At 49.3% G+C, this 20,011-nt stretch carries 20 protein-coding genes; 14 read left to right on the plus strand and 6 right to left on the minus strand.

What is annotated here, in order from left to right; translation table 11 throughout:
• Positions 1–18 precede the first annotated feature (18 nt).
• From HA050_RS14795 to HA050_RS14850, 12 genes are all read left to right on the plus strand, one after another.
• Positions 19–1,344 carry an ATP-binding protein gene (locus HA050_RS14795; protein WP_166827678.1) on the plus strand — a complete coding sequence of 442 codons (1,326 nt, stop codon included), beginning with the start codon at positions 19–21 and terminating at the stop codon, positions 1,342–1,344.
• A 27-nt stretch (positions 1,345–1,371) separates the two neighbouring features.
• On the plus strand, positions 1,372–3,012 hold the full coding sequence (locus tag HA050_RS14800) for a PAS domain-containing sensor histidine kinase (RefSeq protein ID WP_166827681.1): 1,641 nt from the start codon (positions 1,372–1,374) through the stop codon (positions 3,010–3,012).
• A gap of 149 nt (positions 3,013–3,161) precedes the next feature.
• Complete coding sequence (gene nosR, locus HA050_RS14805; RefSeq protein ID WP_205836448.1) at positions 3,162–4,481, plus strand: response regulator c-di-GMP phosphodiesterase, NosR family; 1,320 nt, start codon at positions 3,162–3,164, stop codon at positions 4,479–4,481.
• Positions 4,481–5,002, plus strand: a complete 522-nt coding sequence (locus tag HA050_RS14810; protein ID WP_166827684.1) for a response regulator — start codon at positions 4,481–4,483, stop codon at positions 5,000–5,002. Before nosR ends, HA050_RS14810 begins: the two co-directional genes overlap by 1 nt.
• A 130-nt stretch (positions 5,003–5,132) precedes the next feature.
• Complete coding sequence (locus HA050_RS14815) at positions 5,133–5,738, plus strand: glutathione S-transferase N-terminal domain-containing protein (protein ID WP_046351697.1); 606 nt, start codon at positions 5,133–5,135, stop codon at positions 5,736–5,738.
• A gap of 84 nt (positions 5,739–5,822) precedes the next feature.
• The gene (locus tag HA050_RS14820) at positions 5,823–6,224 is read left to right on the plus strand and encodes a ClpXP protease specificity-enhancing factor (protein ID WP_166827687.1); all 402 of its coding nucleotides are present in this window, start codon (positions 5,823–5,825) and stop codon (positions 6,222–6,224) included.
• 220 nt (positions 6,225–6,444) lie between these two features.
• Positions 6,445–6,744 carry an antibiotic biosynthesis monooxygenase family protein gene (locus HA050_RS14825; RefSeq protein WP_166827690.1) on the plus strand — a complete coding sequence of 100 codons (300 nt, stop codon included), beginning with the start codon at positions 6,445–6,447 and terminating at the stop codon, positions 6,742–6,744.
• Between the two features lie 21 nt (positions 6,745–6,765).
• On the plus strand, positions 6,766–7,809 hold the full coding sequence (locus tag HA050_RS14830) for a cobalamin B12-binding domain-containing protein (RefSeq protein ID WP_166827692.1): 1,044 nt from the start codon (positions 6,766–6,768) through the stop codon (positions 7,807–7,809).
• A 44-nt stretch (positions 7,810–7,853) separates the two neighbouring features.
• Positions 7,854–9,071 (plus strand): ATP-binding protein, encoded by a 1,218-nt coding sequence (locus tag HA050_RS14835; RefSeq protein WP_166827694.1) that lies wholly within the window; start codon positions 7,854–7,856, stop codon positions 9,069–9,071.
• A 201-nt stretch (positions 9,072–9,272) separates the two neighbouring features.
• Positions 9,273–11,648 carry an alpha/beta hydrolase family protein gene (locus tag HA050_RS14840; protein WP_166827697.1) on the plus strand — a complete coding sequence of 792 codons (2,376 nt, stop codon included), beginning with the start codon at positions 9,273–9,275 and terminating at the stop codon, positions 11,646–11,648.
• A gap of 192 nt (positions 11,649–11,840) precedes the next feature.
• Complete coding sequence (locus HA050_RS14845; RefSeq protein WP_115228704.1) at positions 11,841–12,065, plus strand: hypothetical protein; 225 nt, start codon at positions 11,841–11,843, stop codon at positions 12,063–12,065.
• Positions 12,066–12,154: 89 nt separating this feature from the next.
• Complete coding sequence (locus HA050_RS14850) at positions 12,155–12,679, plus strand: GNAT family N-acetyltransferase (protein WP_166827699.1); 525 nt, start codon at positions 12,155–12,157, stop codon at positions 12,677–12,679.
• A gap of 106 nt (positions 12,680–12,785) precedes the next feature.
• Here HA050_RS14850 and HA050_RS14855 read toward each other — a convergent pair whose 3' ends face one another.
• The 4 genes from HA050_RS14855 to purM form a co-directional block, all read right to left on the minus strand.
• Complete coding sequence (locus HA050_RS14855; protein ID WP_166827702.1) at positions 12,786–14,054, minus strand: RsmB/NOP family class I SAM-dependent RNA methyltransferase; 1,269 nt, start codon at positions 14,052–14,054, stop codon at positions 12,786–12,788.
• Positions 14,055–14,059: 5 nt separating this feature from the next.
• The gene (locus tag HA050_RS14860) at positions 14,060–15,214 is read right to left on the minus strand and encodes a DUF3108 domain-containing protein (protein WP_166827705.1); all 1,155 of its coding nucleotides are present in this window, start codon (positions 15,212–15,214) and stop codon (positions 14,060–14,062) included.
• Entirely contained in the window at positions 15,214–15,849 is a 636-nt protein-coding gene (gene purN / locus HA050_RS14865; protein WP_166827708.1) for a phosphoribosylglycinamide formyltransferase, read from the minus strand. Before purN ends, HA050_RS14860 begins: the two co-directional genes overlap by 1 nt.
• 82 nt (positions 15,850–15,931) lie before the next feature.
• Positions 15,932–16,969, minus strand: coding sequence for a phosphoribosylformylglycinamidine cyclo-ligase (gene purM / locus HA050_RS14870; protein WP_166827711.1), 1,038 nt, complete (start codon positions 16,967–16,969; stop codon positions 15,932–15,934).
• A 184-nt stretch (positions 16,970–17,153) separates the two neighbouring features.
• On the opposite strand from purM, the gene hda reads away from it, so the two are divergent.
• On the plus strand, positions 17,154–17,831 hold the full coding sequence (gene hda, locus HA050_RS14875) for a DnaA regulatory inactivator Hda (RefSeq protein WP_099397088.1): 678 nt from the start codon (positions 17,154–17,156) through the stop codon (positions 17,829–17,831).
• An 82-nt stretch (positions 17,832–17,913) separates the two neighbouring features.
• On the opposite strand, the gene HA050_RS14880 is transcribed toward hda, so the two are convergent.
• Positions 17,914–18,546, minus strand: coding sequence for a type II secretion system protein (locus HA050_RS14880; protein ID WP_166827714.1), 633 nt, complete (start codon positions 18,544–18,546; stop codon positions 17,914–17,916).
• A 92-nt stretch (positions 18,547–18,638) separates the two neighbouring features.
• Entirely contained in the window at positions 18,639–19,079 is a 441-nt protein-coding gene (locus HA050_RS14885; RefSeq protein ID WP_166827717.1) for a DciA family protein, read from the minus strand.
• A 26-nt stretch (positions 19,080–19,105) separates the two neighbouring features.
• Here HA050_RS14885 and HA050_RS14890 point away from each other — a divergent pair, with 26 nt between their 5' ends.
• Positions 19,106–19,996, plus strand: a complete 891-nt coding sequence (locus HA050_RS14890) for a M23 family metallopeptidase (protein WP_166827720.1) — start codon at positions 19,106–19,108, stop codon at positions 19,994–19,996.
• The last annotated feature ends 15 nt before the right edge of the window (positions 19,997–20,011 follow it).

Genomic DNA, 20,011 nt, shown 5'->3' on the forward strand with positions numbered 1-20,011 from the left:
TCATTGGAAAAACAGAAAATGGCTATACTTAATCATTGGAAACGACTGAGTCTGCACAGCCGTTTTTATATATTATTTTTATATTGCATTGCAGCCTTTCTGCTATATGGGCATATTGCCCTTAGTGCAGCAGAAGGTACGGTTACTCTGGATGCTGTAAAACTAAGAATGACCGGCTTGTGCATTGGTATCATTATTACAGGGTTAATACTGATATCAGCACTCAGCCGCAGCGCCATTCAAGCTATGTCGGATATTTATGAAGGCTTAAACCAGATCAATGATCATCATGATTGGGAAATGCGTTTAAAAGTAAATGGCAATGATGAATTCAGCAAACTGGCAGATCAGCTGAATTATCTTTTTGAAAACATGCAGCAACTGGATCAGCGGGTCAAAGCCAAAACAATTCATCTGGAAGAAAGCAACCAACAACTTCGCGAAGAAATGGATGCCCGCCAGAAAGTAGAATCACAATTAGAAAAAAAGACTCAGGATCAGGCGCAATTAATTGATAATCTTGAAACAACAAAAATGCAGCTGGCGCAGGCTGAAAAAATGGCATCCATCGGGCAACTTGCTGCTGGAGTAGCACACGAAATAAATAACCCGCTTGGCTTTATCAGCTCAAACTTAAACACTTTAAATGAATACAGCAATAAACTAATTGCCGCTCTGGATGAATACAAAAACACAGTAACAATCAATGATGAAGTAAAAATATCAATTATTAAAAAACATGATCTTGCTTACATAACAGATGATCTGGCTGCTCTGGTAGCAGAATCAAAAGAAGGGCTGGAAAGAGTCAAAGGCATTGTAAAAGATTTAAAGGATTTTTCCCATGTAGATTCTGACGAATGGGCACCTGTGGATATTAACAAATCAATTGACAGTACCATCAACATGGCAAAGAACGAAATAAAGTATAAAGCAGAAATCATCCTTGAATACTCAGATTTGCCGAGGATAGAAATCATTGGGTCGCAATTTAATCAGGTCATTCTTAATTTACTTGTTAATGCTGCTCAGGCGATCGAAACATTTGGGAAGATATTAGTCCGCACCCGAATGGCAGATAATAATATTTATGTAGATGTTCGCGATACAGGCAGTGGGATTGCCCCTGAAAATCTCAACCGGATTTTTGAGCCATTTTTTACAACCAAGCCCGTAGGAAAAGGGACGGGCCTTGGCCTTTCCTTAGCCTTTGGTCTGATGAAAAAAATGCACGGGGAAATCAGCGTAAAAAGCATTGTAAATAAAGGCAGTTGTTTCACATTAAGAATTCCTATTAATGCAAGAGAGTTAAATAGCCTGAGTGAAGCTCAGGCCCTTTCTTAAACTAAATAGATTTTCAAAGGCCATATGATGAACGCACCTTTTTTTATCAGCAAAATTTGTGCTCATTTTCCATTTCCGGCATGGCAGAAAGATGCCTCTTTACACTATATATGGGCCAATGCCGGGTGGTCTGATTTTTCAAAAAACAAATCAGAACAATGGCTGGGCGGCACAGATTTCGATTTTTTTGATAAAGAAATTGCACAAAAAATTGAAGATGGTGATCGTTATTGCTTGCAAGCAGGAATTTCTGATGAAGAAATATCCCTGACTAACAGCAAAGGCCAGGAAAGAATTTTAAAAATACATCGCATGCACTATTACGATGAATCGAACAATCTCAGCGGCATTTCAGCGCTCGCCATCGATATTACCTATAATAAAGTACTGCTCCGGCAAATGGAAAACATTATATCTGAGGTTGAAATTCAAAGGCATGCCCTGCATAAAAATGCTTTAATCACCATTACCAGGCAAGATGGCAGCTTTATTTACGCCAGCGAGCCTTTTTGCCTGCTCAGTGGCTATACTCAATCAGAGTTATTGCAGACCAATCGCTTTGATATTGGCTTGATTTATAGTGCTGAATCTTTGAAATCAATTCAGGCAATACTGCCCTATGAAACACTCAGGTTTGAAACCTGTGCAAAATCCAAAAACGGTGAAGAATACTGGCTGGAAACACTTCTGGTTCCAATGATCACAGAAACAGAAAAAAACTATTATGAAATAAGCTGCAATATAACCGCCAGCAAACTCCGTGAAAAACTGCTGGAGAATGAAGTAAAAGACAGAATTCTCGAAGCTAATACCAACACACTGGCCTTAGAAAAAAGAAATGCAGATCTCATCAGGCTTAATGAGCAAATGAATAATATGCAGCATAAATTGCTTCAGTCTGAAAAACTGGCATCAATCGGCCAGCTGGCTGCCGGCATCGCACATGAAATTAATAACCCCATCGGTTATGTTGGTTCAAACATTAGTGCACTGGATGGCTATTTAAAAGAAATATTCACAATGCAAAGTAAGTATGAGTCATCCTTAGAAAAAAAAAGCATTGAATATATTACATTAGCGGAAGAAAAAAAATCAATTGATTATGATTTCATAAAAAATGACATCAGCTCTTTAATTATGGAATCAAGGGAGGGTATTAAAAGGGTAAAAGGCATTGTGCAAAATCTGAAAGAATTCTCCAGAATAGACAGCAACCAGATATGGGAAGAGGCTGACATTCATGCGGGCATAACCAGCACACTAAATATTGTGCAAAACGAAATAAAATATAAATCCGAAGTCATTCTGGATTATGGTGAATTACCATTGATTAAATGTGTTATTTCTCAGTTGAATCAGGTTTTTTTAAATATTCTGGTAAACGCCAGCCATGCCATTGAAAAACAAGGAAAAATCTTTATCAGTACACGTCAGCAAAACCAGCAGATTTGTATTTCATTCCGGGACAATGGCAAGGGCATTGCGGCTGAGCATTTAAGTAAAATTTTCGACCCTTTTTTTACCACCAAACCCGTTGGGCAGGGCACTGGCCTGGGCTTATCCCTTTCCTACGGGATTATTCAGGAGCATCACGGCCGGATTGATGTACACAGCAAACAGGGAGAAGGCACAACCTTCGATATTTGGCTGCCAATACAGCAGGAATGATTTATAAATAATGTCACGGATAATTGCATGCCTGTTTATTTCTCTGGTCAGCCTGAAAAAATACTCAGATTTAATTGCTGATCAGAATTTTTTTAATCAGATTTTGCTTAATATTTTATATTTACCCCGAACTGTGAAGGGATTCAATCGTGCCAGAAGCGGATCTTATCGATTACACAGCACCTGCTCTGTGCGAAGAGTTTACCGTGCTATGCGTCGATGATGAGGCCAATATTCTTGCGTCACTTCGCCGCTTATTGCGCAGATCCGGCTATCAAATTATTACGGCTGAAAGCGGTGCAGCGGCGCTGGTTATTCTTGGTCAAGAGAAAATCGATCTGATCATCTCTGATATGCGTATGCCAGAAATGAACGGGGCCGAATTCCTTTCTATTGCGCTTAATTACTGGCCCAATATTCCGCGTATTTTACTTACTGGCTATGCAGATATTCATTCAACAATTGATGCCATTAATAAGGCCAGAATCAGCCGCTATATTTCCAAGCCCTGGGATGACCAGGAGATGCTGGGTATTGTTGAAGAAGCGCTCACCGTAAAACGGTTGGAAAGAGATAAAAACCAGCTTAATTCACTGATAGGCGAGCAGAATAAAAAATTACAGGAATTAAATCAGTCACTGGAAGCCCAGGTGAAGGCCCGTACTTATGAATTAGAAGCTGCCATTAGTGAATTGCATGCCATGCATGAAAAACTAAAAAAAGGTTTTGTGACATCAGTCAGAGTTTTTGCAAATTTAATAGAAATGCGGGCCAATAATTTATCCGGCCATGCCCGTGTTATTGCCGATTTAAGCCGGAAAGTAGCAAGGCAATTAAGCCTGACAGAAGCAGAAATACAAGACACATTTATTGCCGCCCTGCTGCACAGCATAGGCAAAATAGGCCTGCCGGACTCATTGCTTGCAAAGCCATTTGTTGAAATGACGCTGCAAGAGCGCAATATTTATGCAAATTACCCCGGCAAAGGCCATGCTGCGCTGATGGCACTGGAGCAGCTGCAAGGCGCTTCTGCCATTATTCGCAGCCAGCATGAGCGCTATGATGGCCTGGGTTACCCCGATAAGCTGGTGGCAGCTGAAATCCCGATAGGCGCGCGAATCTTAGGCCTGTGCAGTGATTATGAATCTCTTCAGGCCGGTTTTCTTACCGGCAAGCCCATGCTGCAATCTGAGGCCATTAAAAACATCGAAAGCAGCAGCGGCAAACGTTACGACCCCAGGGTGGTTGAAGCATTTCTTTCCGTGATTGCAAGGCCGGAATACAGCCACGAGCAATTAATCCGCAGTAAAGACCTTAAACCGCAAATGGTGCTGGCCCGTGATTTGCTTGCCTCCGGCGTGATGCTGCTGGCAAAAGATCATGTTCTGGATGAGCGCCTGATCAGGCAAATTTGTGCATTTGAAAAAAGTGATCATTCCGCATTAGAAATCTACATTCAGGTGAAATAATGTCCCGGATACTGATAGTTGACGATGAAGCAAATATTCTTTCTGCTTTAAAACGCACGCTCAATGCCAAAGATGAATTTGACGGCACATCCCCAGGCTATGAAATTGATACCTATACCGATGCCAGAGCCGCCCTTGTTGCCAGTGAAGAAAAGTCTTTTGATTTAGTGATCTCTGATTACCGGATGCCCGAACTGGATGGTGTGGCTTTTTTAACGGATTTTCGCTATCGCCAGCCCGATTGCATACGCATTATTTTATCGGGAATGACTGATTTAGCCGGTTTGGTCCTGGCCATTAATGAAGTGGAGATTTACCGCTTTATCAGTAAGCCATGGAATGATTTTGAATTACGCTCTGCCGTTGCAGGCGCGCTGCGTTTTCAAAAACTGGCCATTGAAAACCAGCAGCTGGCTGATGAGCTGCGAAAAATCCGCAGTGAATCGCATAAACACAGCCTTACGCAAGTGAACTGGGGGCCGGATGGCTCTGTGCTTTTAGATGATGATGAAACGAGTTAAGCCAAAAAACGCTTTGTCATTTATTACATTTTTTTCTTAAAAATCATATTGTTATATTCGTTTTCTGGATTAAAGCCGCCAAAATGCGTAGAATGCTGCAATTCATATACTTTTGCAGAGATCCGTCACCATGATGAAGCTGTATTCCGGTACATCCTGCCCGTTTAGCCACCGCTGCCGCATTGTCTTGTTTGAAAAGGGCATGGATTTCGAAATCATCGACGTCGATGTTCACAGCAAGCCAGAAGATTTAGCAGTGATGAATCCATACAATGAAGTGCCAGTATTGATTGAGCGCGACCTGACATTGTATGAATCAAACATCATTAACGAGTATATCGACGAGCGTTTCCCGCACCCGCAGCTGATGCCAGCGGATCCTGTGATGCGCGCCCGTGCCCGTCTGATGTTGTTTAACTTCGAACGCGAGCTGTTTATCCACGTTAAAACACTGGAAACCAGCGGCACAACCAAGAAAGAAATGGAAAAGGCCCGCGCAACCATCCGCGATAACCTGACCCAAATCGCACCTTTGTTTGCCAAGCAAAAATTCATGCTGGGCGAAGAGTTCTCCATGCTGGATGTAGCCATTGCTCCACTGATCTGGCGCTTTGAGCACTACGGCATCGAAGTAACCAAGGCACTTGCGCCAATTATGAAATACGGCGAGCGTCTGTTCAGCCGTCAGGCCTTTATTGATTCGCTGACAGCAAACGAAAAAGCGATGCGTAAGTAAATTGCAGGCATAGAGGGAATCGTGAGTGAGCACTTACATCATCCCGCTCACCATTCCCCACTCTCCAGTCACCAAGGACAAACTATGCAAACCGTATCCACCAAGCCTTATTTAATTCGTGCTCTGCATGAATGGTGCTCGGACCATGGCTACACGCCTTATCTGGTTGTGCGTGTGATGGGCAAGCTGCAAGTACCGATGGAGCACGTTAAAAACAACGAAATTGTGCTGGATATCAGCTATAACGCCACGCACAATCTCAGCATTGGTAACGACTACATCAGCTTTTCTGCGCGCTTCAGCGGTGTTTCCAGAGAAATCATGGTACCCGTTGGCTGTGTGGTTTCTATCTTTTCGCGTGAAAACGGAGAAGGGATGGGCTTTGAATACGAAGGCCCGAATGAAGCAGCAGAAACAACGGACGAAGGCCCGGATGACACCCCGCCCCGCCCTACAGGCAAGCCACAGCTGCGAGTGGTTAAGTAAAAAAATCCCACCCCTGCGGTGGGATTTTTTATACCTGCCAGCGGTAAACAGCACCCGCCTGCGATTCACCAAATAAGCCCCCATCTGCGGTGTACATCTGCCCGTTTCAAACTACACTCATTTTATCTTCTTATTGCATTTCATTAATCTTGATTCAGGCTGGCTGCTTGCTGACTATTGAATCATATGGTCTCCGGCCACTCATCGCAAAGGGCACCTGATGTTTATTGCCGTCAGCCGCTTTACCGTAGCCAATAACACCCATGATGCTGTTGCTGAAGCCTTTCTGCAGCGGCCCCGTCTGGCAGATGACAGCGAAGGATTTATCAGGATGGAGGTGTGGAATCCCGAGTCAGATCCTAAGCAATTTATGCTGATCACCTGGTGGAAAAATGCCGAAAGCTTTCACAGCTGGCACCACAGCCACAACTACCGGCAATCCCATCAGGGCATCCCCAAAAACCTGAAGCTGATTCCAAATACAACACGCATCGAGTACTACAGCTTTCTCTGTGATTAAAGCGTGTGCATAAGGAGAACCATGATGCCCATTCTTAGTGAGATCCTCCTTGAGCACAGCAATGCAGCGGCAGACTATGCCACCACCCGAATTTATGCCTCCCACCCTGATCTGCAACATCGCTTTGGCGAGCAGGGAAAACGCAGCTGCCGGGCCGATATTGCACTGCATATCTCATTCTTAACCGGTGCTTTGAGCAGCGGTAACAGCAGGCCCTTTACTGAATACATCTGCTGGCTAGACAGCGTGCTGGCTGCGCGCAATGTGCCCGGCAGCTCGCTTGCAGAATCGCTGCACTGGCTGGCAGACTATTTTGAACACAAACTCACCCCCATTGACCACGCCATTGTTTCAGGCATTTTCAACGATGCCAGCAACGCTCTTTCTGCTGCCAGAGTATCAGCACAGATTCCCGCATTTATGCAGTGCCTGCCTGTGCCTCACCATTCTGCTGACTTACTTACATGCAAACTGGCAGCAGGAAATATTCGTGAAGTCCATGAGCTGCTGCAGCAAGCCCGCCTGGATGGAGCCGGGTATATATATATTGCGACCCACCTCTTACAACCCGCGATGTATCAGATTGGCCAGATGTGGCAACAAAACCTAATTAGCGTTGCCCAGGAACACCTGGCGACCACCATTGTGCAAAATGAGCTGGCCTGTCTGTATGGCCTTGCGGAATTCTCCCCCCCCAATGGAAAACGAGCCTTATTTGCCTGCGCAGAAGGCAATATGCACTCAATCGGGATACGGATGGTGGCTGATTCATTCGAGCTGGCAGGCTGGCAGGTACAACAGCTGGGAGCAAATCTGCCCATAACGGCTTTGCTCTCACAGATTTCAGCATGGCAGCCGGAGCTGGTTGGCTTATCGGTTTCTCAAGCCCAGCATTTAGATGCCCTGAGGCGGACGATTGAAGCGATTCACGGGGAGTTTGGTGAGCATCGCCCGCAGATCATGATAGGAGGGCTTTGCACCAACGCACTAAGCGAAATGTGGCGAATGCTGAAGGCCGACAGCTGGTCGCCTTCAGCAGATCTTACTCAGATAGTAACAAGCTGATGCCCTTCTCTGCCCCGCTGCCCCCGCAAACGATGATTCCCCCCATGCTGAGAGCCTTGGTTTCAATCAGCTATGCCATTCTTAACAGGGAGGGCAATATCATCGACGCCAACGATGGCTTTTATCAGCTGCTCCGGCATGACCCAGCCTCAAGGCCCCTCGATATCAGCCCTTTTATCATTAACCCTGATTTCAACACCCTTCTCGCTCAGATTGGGAGCAATGAAGATGGCATTTTGCACCGGGGTATTCTTAACTTTCTGGACAGCCAGGGTTCCGGGCATTCGCAGAGGGGCATCGTGTATTGCCGCAATGGCAATATCGAGATAATCAGTGAATACGATATAAAAGAAAGCGAGCAGCTTATCCAAACCGTGCTCACCTTAAATCAGGAGCTGGCCGACAAACAACGCGAGCTGGTGCGCGCCAACCGAGCCCAGGACAGCCTGCTCAAAAAACTGCAAGAGACCCAAAGCCAGCTGCTGCACAGTGAAAAAATGGCCTCAGTTGGCCAGCTAGCTGCGGGTGTTGCCCACGAAATCAATAATCCTGTCGCCTTTGTCAGCGCCAATTTAGGCGTCATGGGCGAATATATCAACGATCTGTTGAGCGTGCTCGATGCCTACACCGCGGCCGAAACACTACTCCCCGCCGGTACCCTCGCAACAATCCGCCAGCTTTATCAAAAAAAAGATATCAGCTATCTGCGGGAAGACAGCCAGCAGCTGCTGAATGAATCCCGCGATGGGCTGCGGCGGGTACGGGATATTGTGCAAAATCTGAAAGAATTTTCTCAAATTGAACAGACAAGCTGGCGAATGGCAGACCTGCACAAAGGCCTTGAAAGCACGGTGCAAATGATTCAAAGCAAGCTCCGCCCCGATACCATCATCCGGCGCGAATACGGCAATATCCCGCTGCTGCAGTGCCATTTAGCAGAGATCAATCAAGTTTTTCTTAATATACTTACGAATGCCTTACAGGCCGTTGGCAAAAAAGGATTAATCAACCTGCGCACAGGCTGTAATCAGGACTGGGTTTGGATAGAAATTGAGGACAACGGCTGCGGCATAGCACCAGAGCAGCAATCCAGGGTTTTTGAGCCATTTTTCACCACCAGACCCGTAGGCAGCGGCACAGGCCTTGGGCTTTCTCAGGCATGGAAAATCATCACAGACCACGGTGGCCACATAGACTTAAACAGCAACCCAGGCCAAGGCAGCCTCTTTCGTATTCGCTTGCCCTTAGTCAGGGCATGTTGACGTTTCATTCACAAGAGAGCTGAGCCCATAAAGCCATGCTAAGCAATCCTATTAAATTCAAAACTGCGCTTACATGCGCCACTTTATCAACCTGATACTATTTCAATATACTTACAAAACACTGTGTTACAGTGAGGCACAAGATGCAAAACCTGCCCAATGCAGCTATTGCCCCGCCCATAAGCTATTGAAAAAGATCCTATGCGCCTACTTTTGCTACTTACCCTGATGATGAGCCCTCTTGCTATGGCTGCCTATCAAACCCCGCCAGCCGAATTACAAGCCATCGCTGATGCCCCGCGTGGCCCCTTATTCCGCCTGGGGCCTAAGCACGGCACGGCACTGCTGCTCAGCCTGCCGGGTTTGCCCGGCATCAGCGATGTGGCTCAGCCCGAATTAAAACTCGCGGGCCTGCGTATCAACCCAAAAATGAGCAGCCAAAGCCGCTTTGATTTTGCCAATGGTGCCAGCCTGCTGGATATCAAAACCGGACTAAGCCGCAATATCAGCGGCCTGCCGAAGGAAGCGCGGATTGCAGATACGGCATGGTCGGCCAATGAGCGCTGGATTGCCTTTAGCCGCTGGGGCGATGCAGGTGTAGAGCTTTGGCTGATTGACGTCGCCCAAGCCAGTGCCCGGCCTTTGATTAAAGACCCCATCAACGCCATTGCAGGGGCAGGCTTTAGCTGGCTAAGTGCCAGCGAGCAATTGCTGGTGCAGCTTAAACCCGCAGGCACAGCGCCTACGGCAGCACTCACTCCAAGTGGCCCCAATACCCAGGACAGCCAGCCAGGCGCTAAAAGCGCAATCCGCACCTATGCAGATATGCTGAAAACACCGGCAGACGCCGATCTGCTCGACTGGCATCTGCAAAGCCAGCTGGCCACTGTCAGCCTGAAAGGCGAAATCAAAAAAATCGCCCAGCCACTGACCCTGCTGGCTGCCAGCGCGTCCCCTGATGGTGAATTGATTCTGACCACCTCGCTGCGCCGTCCTTATTCTTATCTGCTGCCGGTTTCTTACTTCCCGCAAGCGGTAGAGGTTTGGAATAAGCAGGGCAAGCTGCTTAAAACAGTGGCACTGCCGCTGCAAGACCGTATCCCGCCGGGCAACGACGCCGTATCCAAAGAGCCGCGTGATTTTGCATGGCGCAAAGATCTGCCCGCCACACTCACCTGGCTGGAAGCGCAGGATGGCGGCAATCCGGCGACAGAAGCAAAAACACGCGATGCGATCTTCCAGCAAAGCGCGCCCTTCACCGCCCCGCCACAAAAGCTGATCGGGCTGGCCTGGCGTGCCTCATCTCTTCAATGGGGAAGTGGCGATCTGGCACTGGTTGAAGAATCATGGTGGAAAACGCGCGATACCCGCACCTGGCGCATCCACCCCGATCACCCGGAGCAGGCACCTGAGCTGCTGGTGGCCCGTAAATCTGAAGACCGCTACGCCGATCCCGGCGAACCGGTAATGGCAAAAAACGCCTACGGCCAGAACATCATTAAAAGCGATGGCAAGGCTATTTATCTGATTGGTGAAGGCGCAGGCCCTGAAGGCGACCGGCCCTTTTTAGACCGCTATGAATTGGCCAGCAAAAAATCGGTACGCCTCTGGCAATCGCAAGCCCCATTTTATGAAATCCCCGTTGCGATGCTGGATGAGAACCGCTTTATCAGCAGCCGTGAAGCCACGACCGAAAGGCCCAACTTCTACCTGCGGGACTTAACGGGCAGCAGCCGTGCGCTCACCCAATTCCCGCATCCCACACCACAGCTTAAAGGCGTGCAAAAGCAGAAAATTCAGTACCCACGTAAAGATGGCGTGATGCTGGATGCCACGCTTTATCTGCCCGCAGGCTACGAAGCAAAACGCGATGGCCCGCTGCCGATGCTGATGTGGGCTTACCCGCGCGAATTTAAAAACGCCCAGCTTGCCAGCCAGGTGCGCGAATCGCCTTACCGCTTTAACCGCATCAGCTATAACGGCCCGCAAGCCATGCTGGCCCGTGGCTACGCCGTGCTCGACAACCCCGCCATGCCGATAGTGGGCGAAGGCAAAACCGAGCCTAACGATAACTATCTGCCGCAGCTCACCATGAATGCCGAAGCCGCAGTGGATGCCGTGGTAAAGCTGGGCGTTGCTGATCGCAATAAAATCGCCGTCGGCGGCCATAGCTATGGCGCATTTATGACGGCCAATCTGCTGGCGCATACCCGCCTGTTTAAAGCAGGCATCGCCAGATCCGGCGCGTATAACCGCACGCTGACTCCCTTTGGCTTTCAATCTGAAGACCGCAATTTTTGGGAAGCCAAGCCCGTCTACCAGGCCATGGCCCCCTTCAACTTCGCAGATCAAATCAAAGACCCGCTGCTCTTAATTCATGGCGAAATGGATAACAATTCCGGCACCTTCCCCGTGCAAAGCGAGCGCATGTACCAGGCCCTGCAAGGCTTGGGCGCAAGAGCACGCCTCGTGATGCTGCCCAATGAAAGCCATGGCTACCGCGCCCGCGAATCCATTATGCAAATGCTGTGGGAGCAGGATCAGTGGCTGGAAACCTATTTAAAAACCAAGCCATAAAACAAAAAAACCCATCCCTGGATGGGTTTTTTGCTGAAAATTGAAGCGGCACTCCCGCAAAATTCTATTGGCATCAATCAATATATTTGTCATGCTTACATGCAGACAGAAAACAACAACCGTTTAAAAAATTGACACAAAGCTCATGCCGTTTTACCACGCCATGGGCCCATTCATAAACAGAAGAGCAAGATGATTAAAGTAAAACAAACGGTACAGTTTCGCAGAAGCCAGATTCAGTACCTTAAACCCGAAATTGGCCGTCTGCTGGACCGGCGCAAAGGCTATGTACTGGATGTGTTTGTGCCCCTTGGCGGAACAAAAAGTCTAGTCAAAGTCCGCTGGATAGCCCGCCGCCCCACCGAAAACGATGTCACGATGGAACATCCGATCGAAGACTTAGAAGCGATTGCTTAACACCTCTGCTTACCTATGATGGCTTTTTTCAATGCCCATCAGGAAACACACCAAATTTAAACCATCATTCTATGGCGCCTTAACGGATCATGACGATACTGACTACTGCACGCCTGCGCCTCGAAGCAATCAGCGACCACCATTTTGACGGGCTGTTCAAAATGAATAGTCAGCCAGAAGTCATGCGGTACATCACCGGCAAACCAGAGACACCAACAGAAACCCGGGCAATGATAGAGCGCGTCAAGGCCCGCTGGACAGAATACGGATTCTCCTGGTGGAGTTTCATCGAAACCGACAGCGATGAAATCATAGGCGCAGGCTGCATACAACACTTGGGGCGTGACCCGGCCAATCCTCTGGAAATAGGCTGGCGTCTGCGTAAAGACAAATGGGGGCTGGGTTATGCATCAGAAGCCGCACAAGCGATGGCCGCATTTGCTTTTGACAAACTGGAAGCAGACTCCTTATACGCCGTCTGCCATCAGGATAATCATGGATCAGCCCATGTTATGAAAAAATTAGGCATGCAATATCGCGGCACAGAGCACTGGTATGAAATGGATACTGCAGTATGGTCTATGGATAAAGCAGCCTGGAGAGCAAAAGAGTAGTTCTGGCAGATGAACATTCAAACCGTGTGTTCACTCCGGATTTGCCAGTTTATACCCAAAAAAAGCCCATCAACGTGATGGGCTTTTTTTCATAACGCGGAAGCCATTAATCTCTTTGCATTACCGCCGCAAAGAAAGCATCGGCCTGATGCAGATGCGGAGATAATTTGAAGTAAGGGCCGGTCAGCGGGATTTCTACTTGTTCGGCTTTCAGCAGCTCTGCCGCATCCAGCAGTTTGAAATCTGGGTTAGCGGCAAGGAAGGCTTCAACAATGGCTTCGTTTTCGGATGGCAAGAAGCTGCAGGTGGCGTAAACCAGGCGGCCAGCGGATTTTACCAGGCGTGAAGCGGAGGCCAGAATACTGGCTTGCATGGTGTTCAATTCGGCCACGCTTTGCGGGTTCTGACGGAATTTCAGATCGGGATTGCGGCGTACTGTGCCCATGCCAGAACAAGGTGCATCCACCAGAACAGCGTCGATTTTGCCAACCAGACGCTTCACTTTCTGATCATTTTCGCTGGAAATCAGCTGTGCATTCACATTGGAAAGCCCGGAGCGGGCCAGACGGGGCTTGAAGTTATTCAGGCGTTTTTCTGACACATCAAAAGCATAGAGGCGGCCGCTGGAATTCATCATTGCACCCAAGAGCAGGGTTTTACCACCCGCACCCGCGCAGAAATCCACCACCATCTGGCCGCGCTTTGCGCCGGTAAGCAGACCCAAGAGCTGGCTGCCTTCATCCTGTACTTCCACACGGCCTTCGGTAAAGGCGCGGTATTTATTAATGGCTGGCTTGCCAGTCACACGCAGCCCCCAAGGAGAGTAAGGCGTTGGGATGGTGTCGATTCCGCCCACGTCTTTCAGCTCGGCAGCTACCTGCTCACGCTTGGCTTTTAAGCTGTTTACACGCAGATCCAGTGCGGCAGCGCCTTGCAGGCCAGCGCCCAGCGCAAGGATATCAGCGTCTGTCATGCCGCCAGCGATCAGATCATTCACGACCCATTCCGGCAAATCGGCACGTACATATACCGGTGCTTCGGCGAGTTTTTTGCTTTTACAGAGAGCAAAATTGTCTTTTTCTGTATCCGGGAACCAGTCGCCGCATTCACGCAAATTGCGGCGCTCTACCACTACCAGGTAAGCAGTAAGCAGGCTGCGCGCATTAGCCGGGCCACCTAAAACCCATTCCAGGCGAATTTTATTGCGCAAAATGCCATACACGCATTCGGCAATCATATGGCGGTCCTGCCCGCCCAGATTGGGATTGCTGCGAAAGAAACGCGACATGGTGGCATCGGACGGGGCGGCAAACACCAGCATTTCGGACAGAACAGAAATAGCGGCGTGGTAACGGGTATTATTTAAAGCAATCATGTCTTTTATCTTCGCATCATGCGGTTGGAGTTGGAGTTATGGCTATTGCTTGGAGGCTCCAGCACCATTTCCCCATTAATTTTTATATCATTAGCCCAGATATCGAAGCTGCCTTCGCTACCCAGTGATAAGGTCATTCGTACTGGCATATTGTGCCACTGTGGTGCCAGCCAAAAATCAAAAGTGCGGTCTTCAAAACGGCCCCGCAGCAAAATGGCTTCGATTTGCCTGTCACCTAATCGCAGGCTGGCCTGACCGCTGATTTCAAACGGTACGTCTTTATAAATCTTACGGCCGCTGGCGACGGTAAAAGTAAAATCTTTCATCCGCGAGCCTTGTAAGGCCAGTTGAAAGGCCGCAGAGAAAATATCCTGATCGCCCGCTTTTAAAGCTTCAACCTTGCTGCTGCCACCATCTTTAATGGTGACTTGCATATCATCCCAGTTAAACAGGGCCTCATTAATCAGCTTTTCGTCACGATAATCTGCAAAGCGATGCGGAATCACCCCTTTTTGCCCTACTTCACCATCACTGATAAAAGTGCGTGATTTGCTAAATAATGCGCCACGAAGCTTTAGCGAATAATGGCCATTTACGGCCTTCCAGCTCATACGGATAGGGAAGATCCCATAAGCATAGGTAATTTCTACCGCTGCGGGATAAGTTTGCTCCGCCACTAAAGGGCTTTCTTTGAGCGGAGGCAATTCTTCTTCAACCACTGCCGAGGCAATCACCACCACAGGTTTAACACTGCTTGCGGCCGAAGCCTGCGGCAGTTCTTTTACAACTTCGCTGGCAGCCACTGCCACACTGCTTGCAACGCGCTCTGCGGCAGGAGGGCTGCTTGCAACCATCCTGACCGGAGATTTTTTGGCCGCCAGCACCACAGGTTTCTCTGCGGGTTTTTTATGCAGCACAGGCCCATGGTGTAAATAGACGACTTGATGATCCGCAGGTTTTACCCCTTTCAAACCAGCAGGGCGGGCATCGTCTGCCTGCGCGATATCGCTCAGTTTTTGCGTGACTTTTTTTAGCTCACTTTCGGTGTAAGGTTGCTGCGTCAGCCAGGCATAAATTTGCTCATTAAATATAGAGCCCAGATGCAACAGCAGGGACAGCAGAGCCGCAATCCCCAGCAGCAAGCCCGGCCAGCGCAACATTAAAGCACCGGTGGCGCGATCAAAACGGCCGCAGGTGCGGGGCTATCCACGTGCACCCTGCCATTGATCAGCTTCAGGCGGTCTTCTACAAACCAGCGCACTGCCTGCGGGTAAATCAAATGCTCTTGCTCAAGCATTCTTGAGGATAAACTGGCTACTGTGTCGTCATCCAGCACGGCCAGCGCGGCCTGCAAAATAATAGGGCCATGATCCAGCTCGGCTGTCACAAAATGTACAGTGCAACCCGCAATTTTTACGCCATCAGCCAAAGCCCGCTCATGTGTATGCAGGCCAGTGTAAGCAGGCAGCAGGGACGGATGAATATTAATCAGGCGGCCAGCGTAGTGATTTACAAAGCCCGCCGTCAGAATACGCATAAAGCCCGCCAGCACGATTAAATCCGGGGCATAGCCATCAATCAGCGCAGCCAGTGCGGCATCAAAGGCCTCGCGGCCAGCATACAGCTTATGATCAAGCACGGCGGTGGCAATACCACGCTCTGCAGCCCAGGCAAGGCCTGCAGCATCGGGGCGGTTTGCAATTACGGCGCAGATATTTGCACCCGCAATTTGCGCGTCCACAATGGCCTGCATATTGCTGCCACGGCCGGAAATCAGGATAACGATATTTTTCATAAGTCTCAAAAGAGAAAGGGCGAGGTAAGTGCCCCTCGCCCAGTGTCTGCTCAGGCAGGCACGAGTGCCTGCCCTGCAACCATTACATGACCTGAGTCTGGTGCTCATCACCCACACGGGCACGGATCGCGCCCAGGGTGTAAACGGTTTCACCTTCTGCCTGCAGCAGGGCAATCGCTGCATCGGCCTGGTCTGCCGCCACAATCACCACCATACCCACGCCACAGTTAAAGGTGCGGTACATTTCCTGCGCGTCCACATTGCCTTCTTTTTGCAGCCACTGGAATAACTTAGGCATGGTCCAGGACTTGGCATCGATGGCCGCAACGACGTTAGCTGGCAATACACGCGGTACGTTTTCGCTGATGCCGCCACCGGTAATATGCGCCATACCCTTGACCGGCAAAGCTTGCATAAGTTTCAACAACGGCTTCACGTAGATGCGTGTTGCAGCCATCACTACATCGGCCAGGCTCTTGCCGCCATCAAATTCTGCAGCGTAATCAGCTTCTGCGCGGTGCATAATTTTACGAATTAAGCTGTAGCCATTGGAGTGAGCACCGTTAGATGCCAGACCAAGCACCACATCACCCGGCGCAATATCGTCGCCGGTAATGATTTTGCTTTTTTCGACCACGCCGACTGCAAAGCCAGCCAGATCGTATTCACCCACCGGGTACATGCCTGGCATTTCTGCAGTTTCACCACCGATCAGCGCGCAGCCAGCCTGCTCGCAGCCATTGGCAATGCCGCGGATTACTTCAGTTGCATTTGGCACATCGAGCTTGCCACAAGCGAAGTAATCGAGGAAGAATAATGGCTCGGCGCCTTGCACCAAGATATCATTCACACTCATCGCAACCAGATCAATCCCCACGGTATCGTGACGATTCAGCTCAAAAGCGAGCTTCAGTTTAGTGCCCACACCATCGGTACCGGACACTAAAACAGGCTCTTGGTATTTTTTACTGATTTCGACTAAACCGCCGAAACCGCCAATACCACTCAGCACCTCCGGGCGCATGGTACGCTTAGCGTAGGGCTTAATATTTTCAACCAACTGATCGCCGGCATCGATATCGACACCCGCATCGCGGTAGCTCAAGCTTTGATTGGTCATGCAAGGCCTCGTGAAACTGGCAGCGCCACTAGGGGCTTCTGCGCTAGAATGGCGAACATTCGTTATATTAGTGCAGGTGAATGCCCCTTTTAGGAACCGCACCTGCCGCAAAGCCAGACATTTTATCGCATCTTGTGAAAAAACACCCGCACGCTTGTCATCGACCTCTTGGAGCCCCTCCCGCATGAAGCAACTCGTGCTGGATCTGCAACTGCCAGCCCTGCCCTCTTTTGAGGATTTTATCCGTGGCGAAAACGCCGAGCTGCTTTATCAGCTTGGTTGTTGGAGCCTTGGTGAGGGAGACGTGCGCTTTCTCTATTTTTGGGGAGAACGCGGCAGTGGCAAGAGCCACTTACTCGCCGCCGCGCGTGCCATGCTGCCCGCCGGCACTCAAATATTTTTTACCGATGCCGCCCACGATGCCCTGCCTGCATCGCTGCCCAAAGAGGCAGCACTGATCGTAGACAACGTTGATGCCCTTAGCCGCGACGAGCAGATTCGCCTGTTTGATCACTTTAATACGCTCAAAGATGGCGGAGGCCTGCTGCTGGCGGCCGGCCCTAAGCCACCGATGCTGCTGCTGCTCAGGCCAGACTTAAGCACCCGGCTGGGCTGGGGCTTGGTATATCAGCTAAAACCACTCTCTGACACCGACAAAGCCGCTGCCCTGAAGCGCCGCGCCTATGCACTGGGTTTTGAGCTGGGGGATGATTTAGCCGATTACCTGCTGCGCCACGCATCGCGTGATTTGCCAACTTTGTATCAGCATCTGGATGCGGCCAATGATTTATCGCTGACTGAAAAAAGACCTGTAACGGTTTCTTTACTGAGGGAAGTGCTGCGCGGGGATTGGACAGAGTAAAAGCTAAATTACAAAGAATCGAGGGAACTGACCTTCGCAGTCCCCCGATTACATAAACCTCAAATTAAAATCCAATCAATAGCTAAGGTAAAATTTGTACAGACAACGACTGTTGCCCTGTAGTGATAGCCCAGCAATCAGACAGAGCGGTATAAACAGTCCCCCCATTGCTGCGGATATTTCCTGTTGTTGGTACACCGTCGTCAAATTTTTGATCCATCGCGCAGACATAACGACCATCAACAGCAGCATTACCGAGGGCCGTAGCGACCAAATAATTGCTCGTTGTTGCTGTATTAGTAGCAGCCGTCCCAACCGCAACAGCCCAAACAGAACCAAATGGATTTGTCCGCTCAGCAAGCGGTAAAATATTAGTACCGGCCGGAGGAGCAGAAGTCAGCACAGTCCAAAAACCAGCGATCTCATTAGCTCCTGCAATCAATCCGTTGTGTGCGCCTGCACTACAAGTTGTAACCGTTGCCGCAGCCGGGCAACCATCTCCTGGATAGCTGCTATAGCGCTCAAAATAAATATTCATGCCCGCTTGAATCTTATTAATGTTTGCTTGAGCAGATTTCACCTTCGCCCCATCAATCAAATCCTTGCCCTTAAAAGCCATCCCAAGGATCAGACCAATAATCACCAGCACAATGGCCAGCTCCACCAGAGTAAAACCACCTTGTTTAGCCTGACACCCCGCCTGATTCACACTCATTGCCCAGCTCCTTCGTCGATTTAGCCTCTCAGAGAATAGGGCCTGAACATCAGCAGAAGCATGTTATTACAAGGCCTTACAAGGTTTATAGACTAAATCTGGCCTTTGGGTGCATGGCGATTTAAGAGAGAAGCTATGGCCTGCCTTAAAGGCCCCTCTTCCAGTGTGTCAGCCAACTGCGAGAAAGCAGCGCAGGCCCCCTCTTTCAGATGTAAGTCTTTGCTTCGCATGGTATTTGTGGATTGCAAGCCGACTTGCACCTTGGGCTGAACTACGGTAGCTTTCCATCCGCCGGCTTGCAGTGCAGCAAGAATCTGAGGCGCGTTCAGACGTACTCTGGATGCCGCGGCACTACCACTTACACCAATTAATAAAGTATCGCCGGACCAGGCCACTCCAAGACAATGCGCTGACATCGCTGGCGGCAATACAGAGCGCACCAGCGTTAATACTCTCGCCAGATCATCAACCTGATGCATCAGACTGGCGAGCTGTCTGTCGTGCCCGACTTGCTGCAAAGTGGTTTTTTTCATGGCTGATGGCCTGTTAGGATAATGAAATGAATGTCATTGTGATGTCTGATCGCCTGGGCAAAACACTTACCCTTGATACACGGCAAGTGATCGTTCTGGGCCTGATTACGGCCCTGCTGATTGCTTCGGTCAGTGTTGCTGTTACAAGCAGCTTTAAGCAATCCCCTGCGCTGTGGAGACTGATGCCCCATAATAATGCCCGCCAGACCGAAATTGATGCTCTTGCCATCCGGGTGGGGGAGCTGCAGGCTAAATTATTACGCCTTGATGGTCTGGCCAGCCAGGTTGGCAATAAAACCGGGATTGATATTAAGCCCTTTTTATCCAGCCAGCCTGTGCCCCAGGGCGGTTTGCAACACAAGGGCACGGCACTGAGCACCGAAACGCTGGCCAATGAAATTGACGCGGCCAGCCAGAATCTGAACGCCAGGCTGGATCAGCTATCCTTAGCAGAAAGCGTGTTACTGAGACCTAAGGCGTGGCAACTGCCTTCAAAAGCCCCTCTCAATGCAGGCTTACAATCGTCAAGCTTTGGTAAACGGATTGATCCGTTTAATGGCAATCAGGTATTTCATGAAGGCATCGATTTTGTAGGCGATAGTGGCACACCCATTATGGCGGCAGCCAGCGGCAAAGTCAGCTTTGCGGCCTTCCACCCCCAATATGGTAATATGGTTGACTTAGATCACGGTAATGGCATCACAAGCCGCTATGCTCACGCTTCTAAGCTTGCAGTAAAAGTGGGGGATCAGGTTAATGCGGGTCAGACAATAGCCTTACTTGGATCCACAGGCCGCTCGACAGGTCCACACTTGCACTTTGAAATAAGATATAAAGGGATTGCACAAAATCCCTTACGATTTATTGGCCCTGCCACGAATGAAATTAATATTGCTGCGACAAAATCCGGCGATTGATCTTGAATTTTAATT

Origin of the sequence: Iodobacter violaceini (assembly GCF_011601265.1) — a bacterium.
GTDB lineage: Bacteria > Pseudomonadota > Gammaproteobacteria > Burkholderiales > Chitinibacteraceae > Iodobacter > Iodobacter violaceini.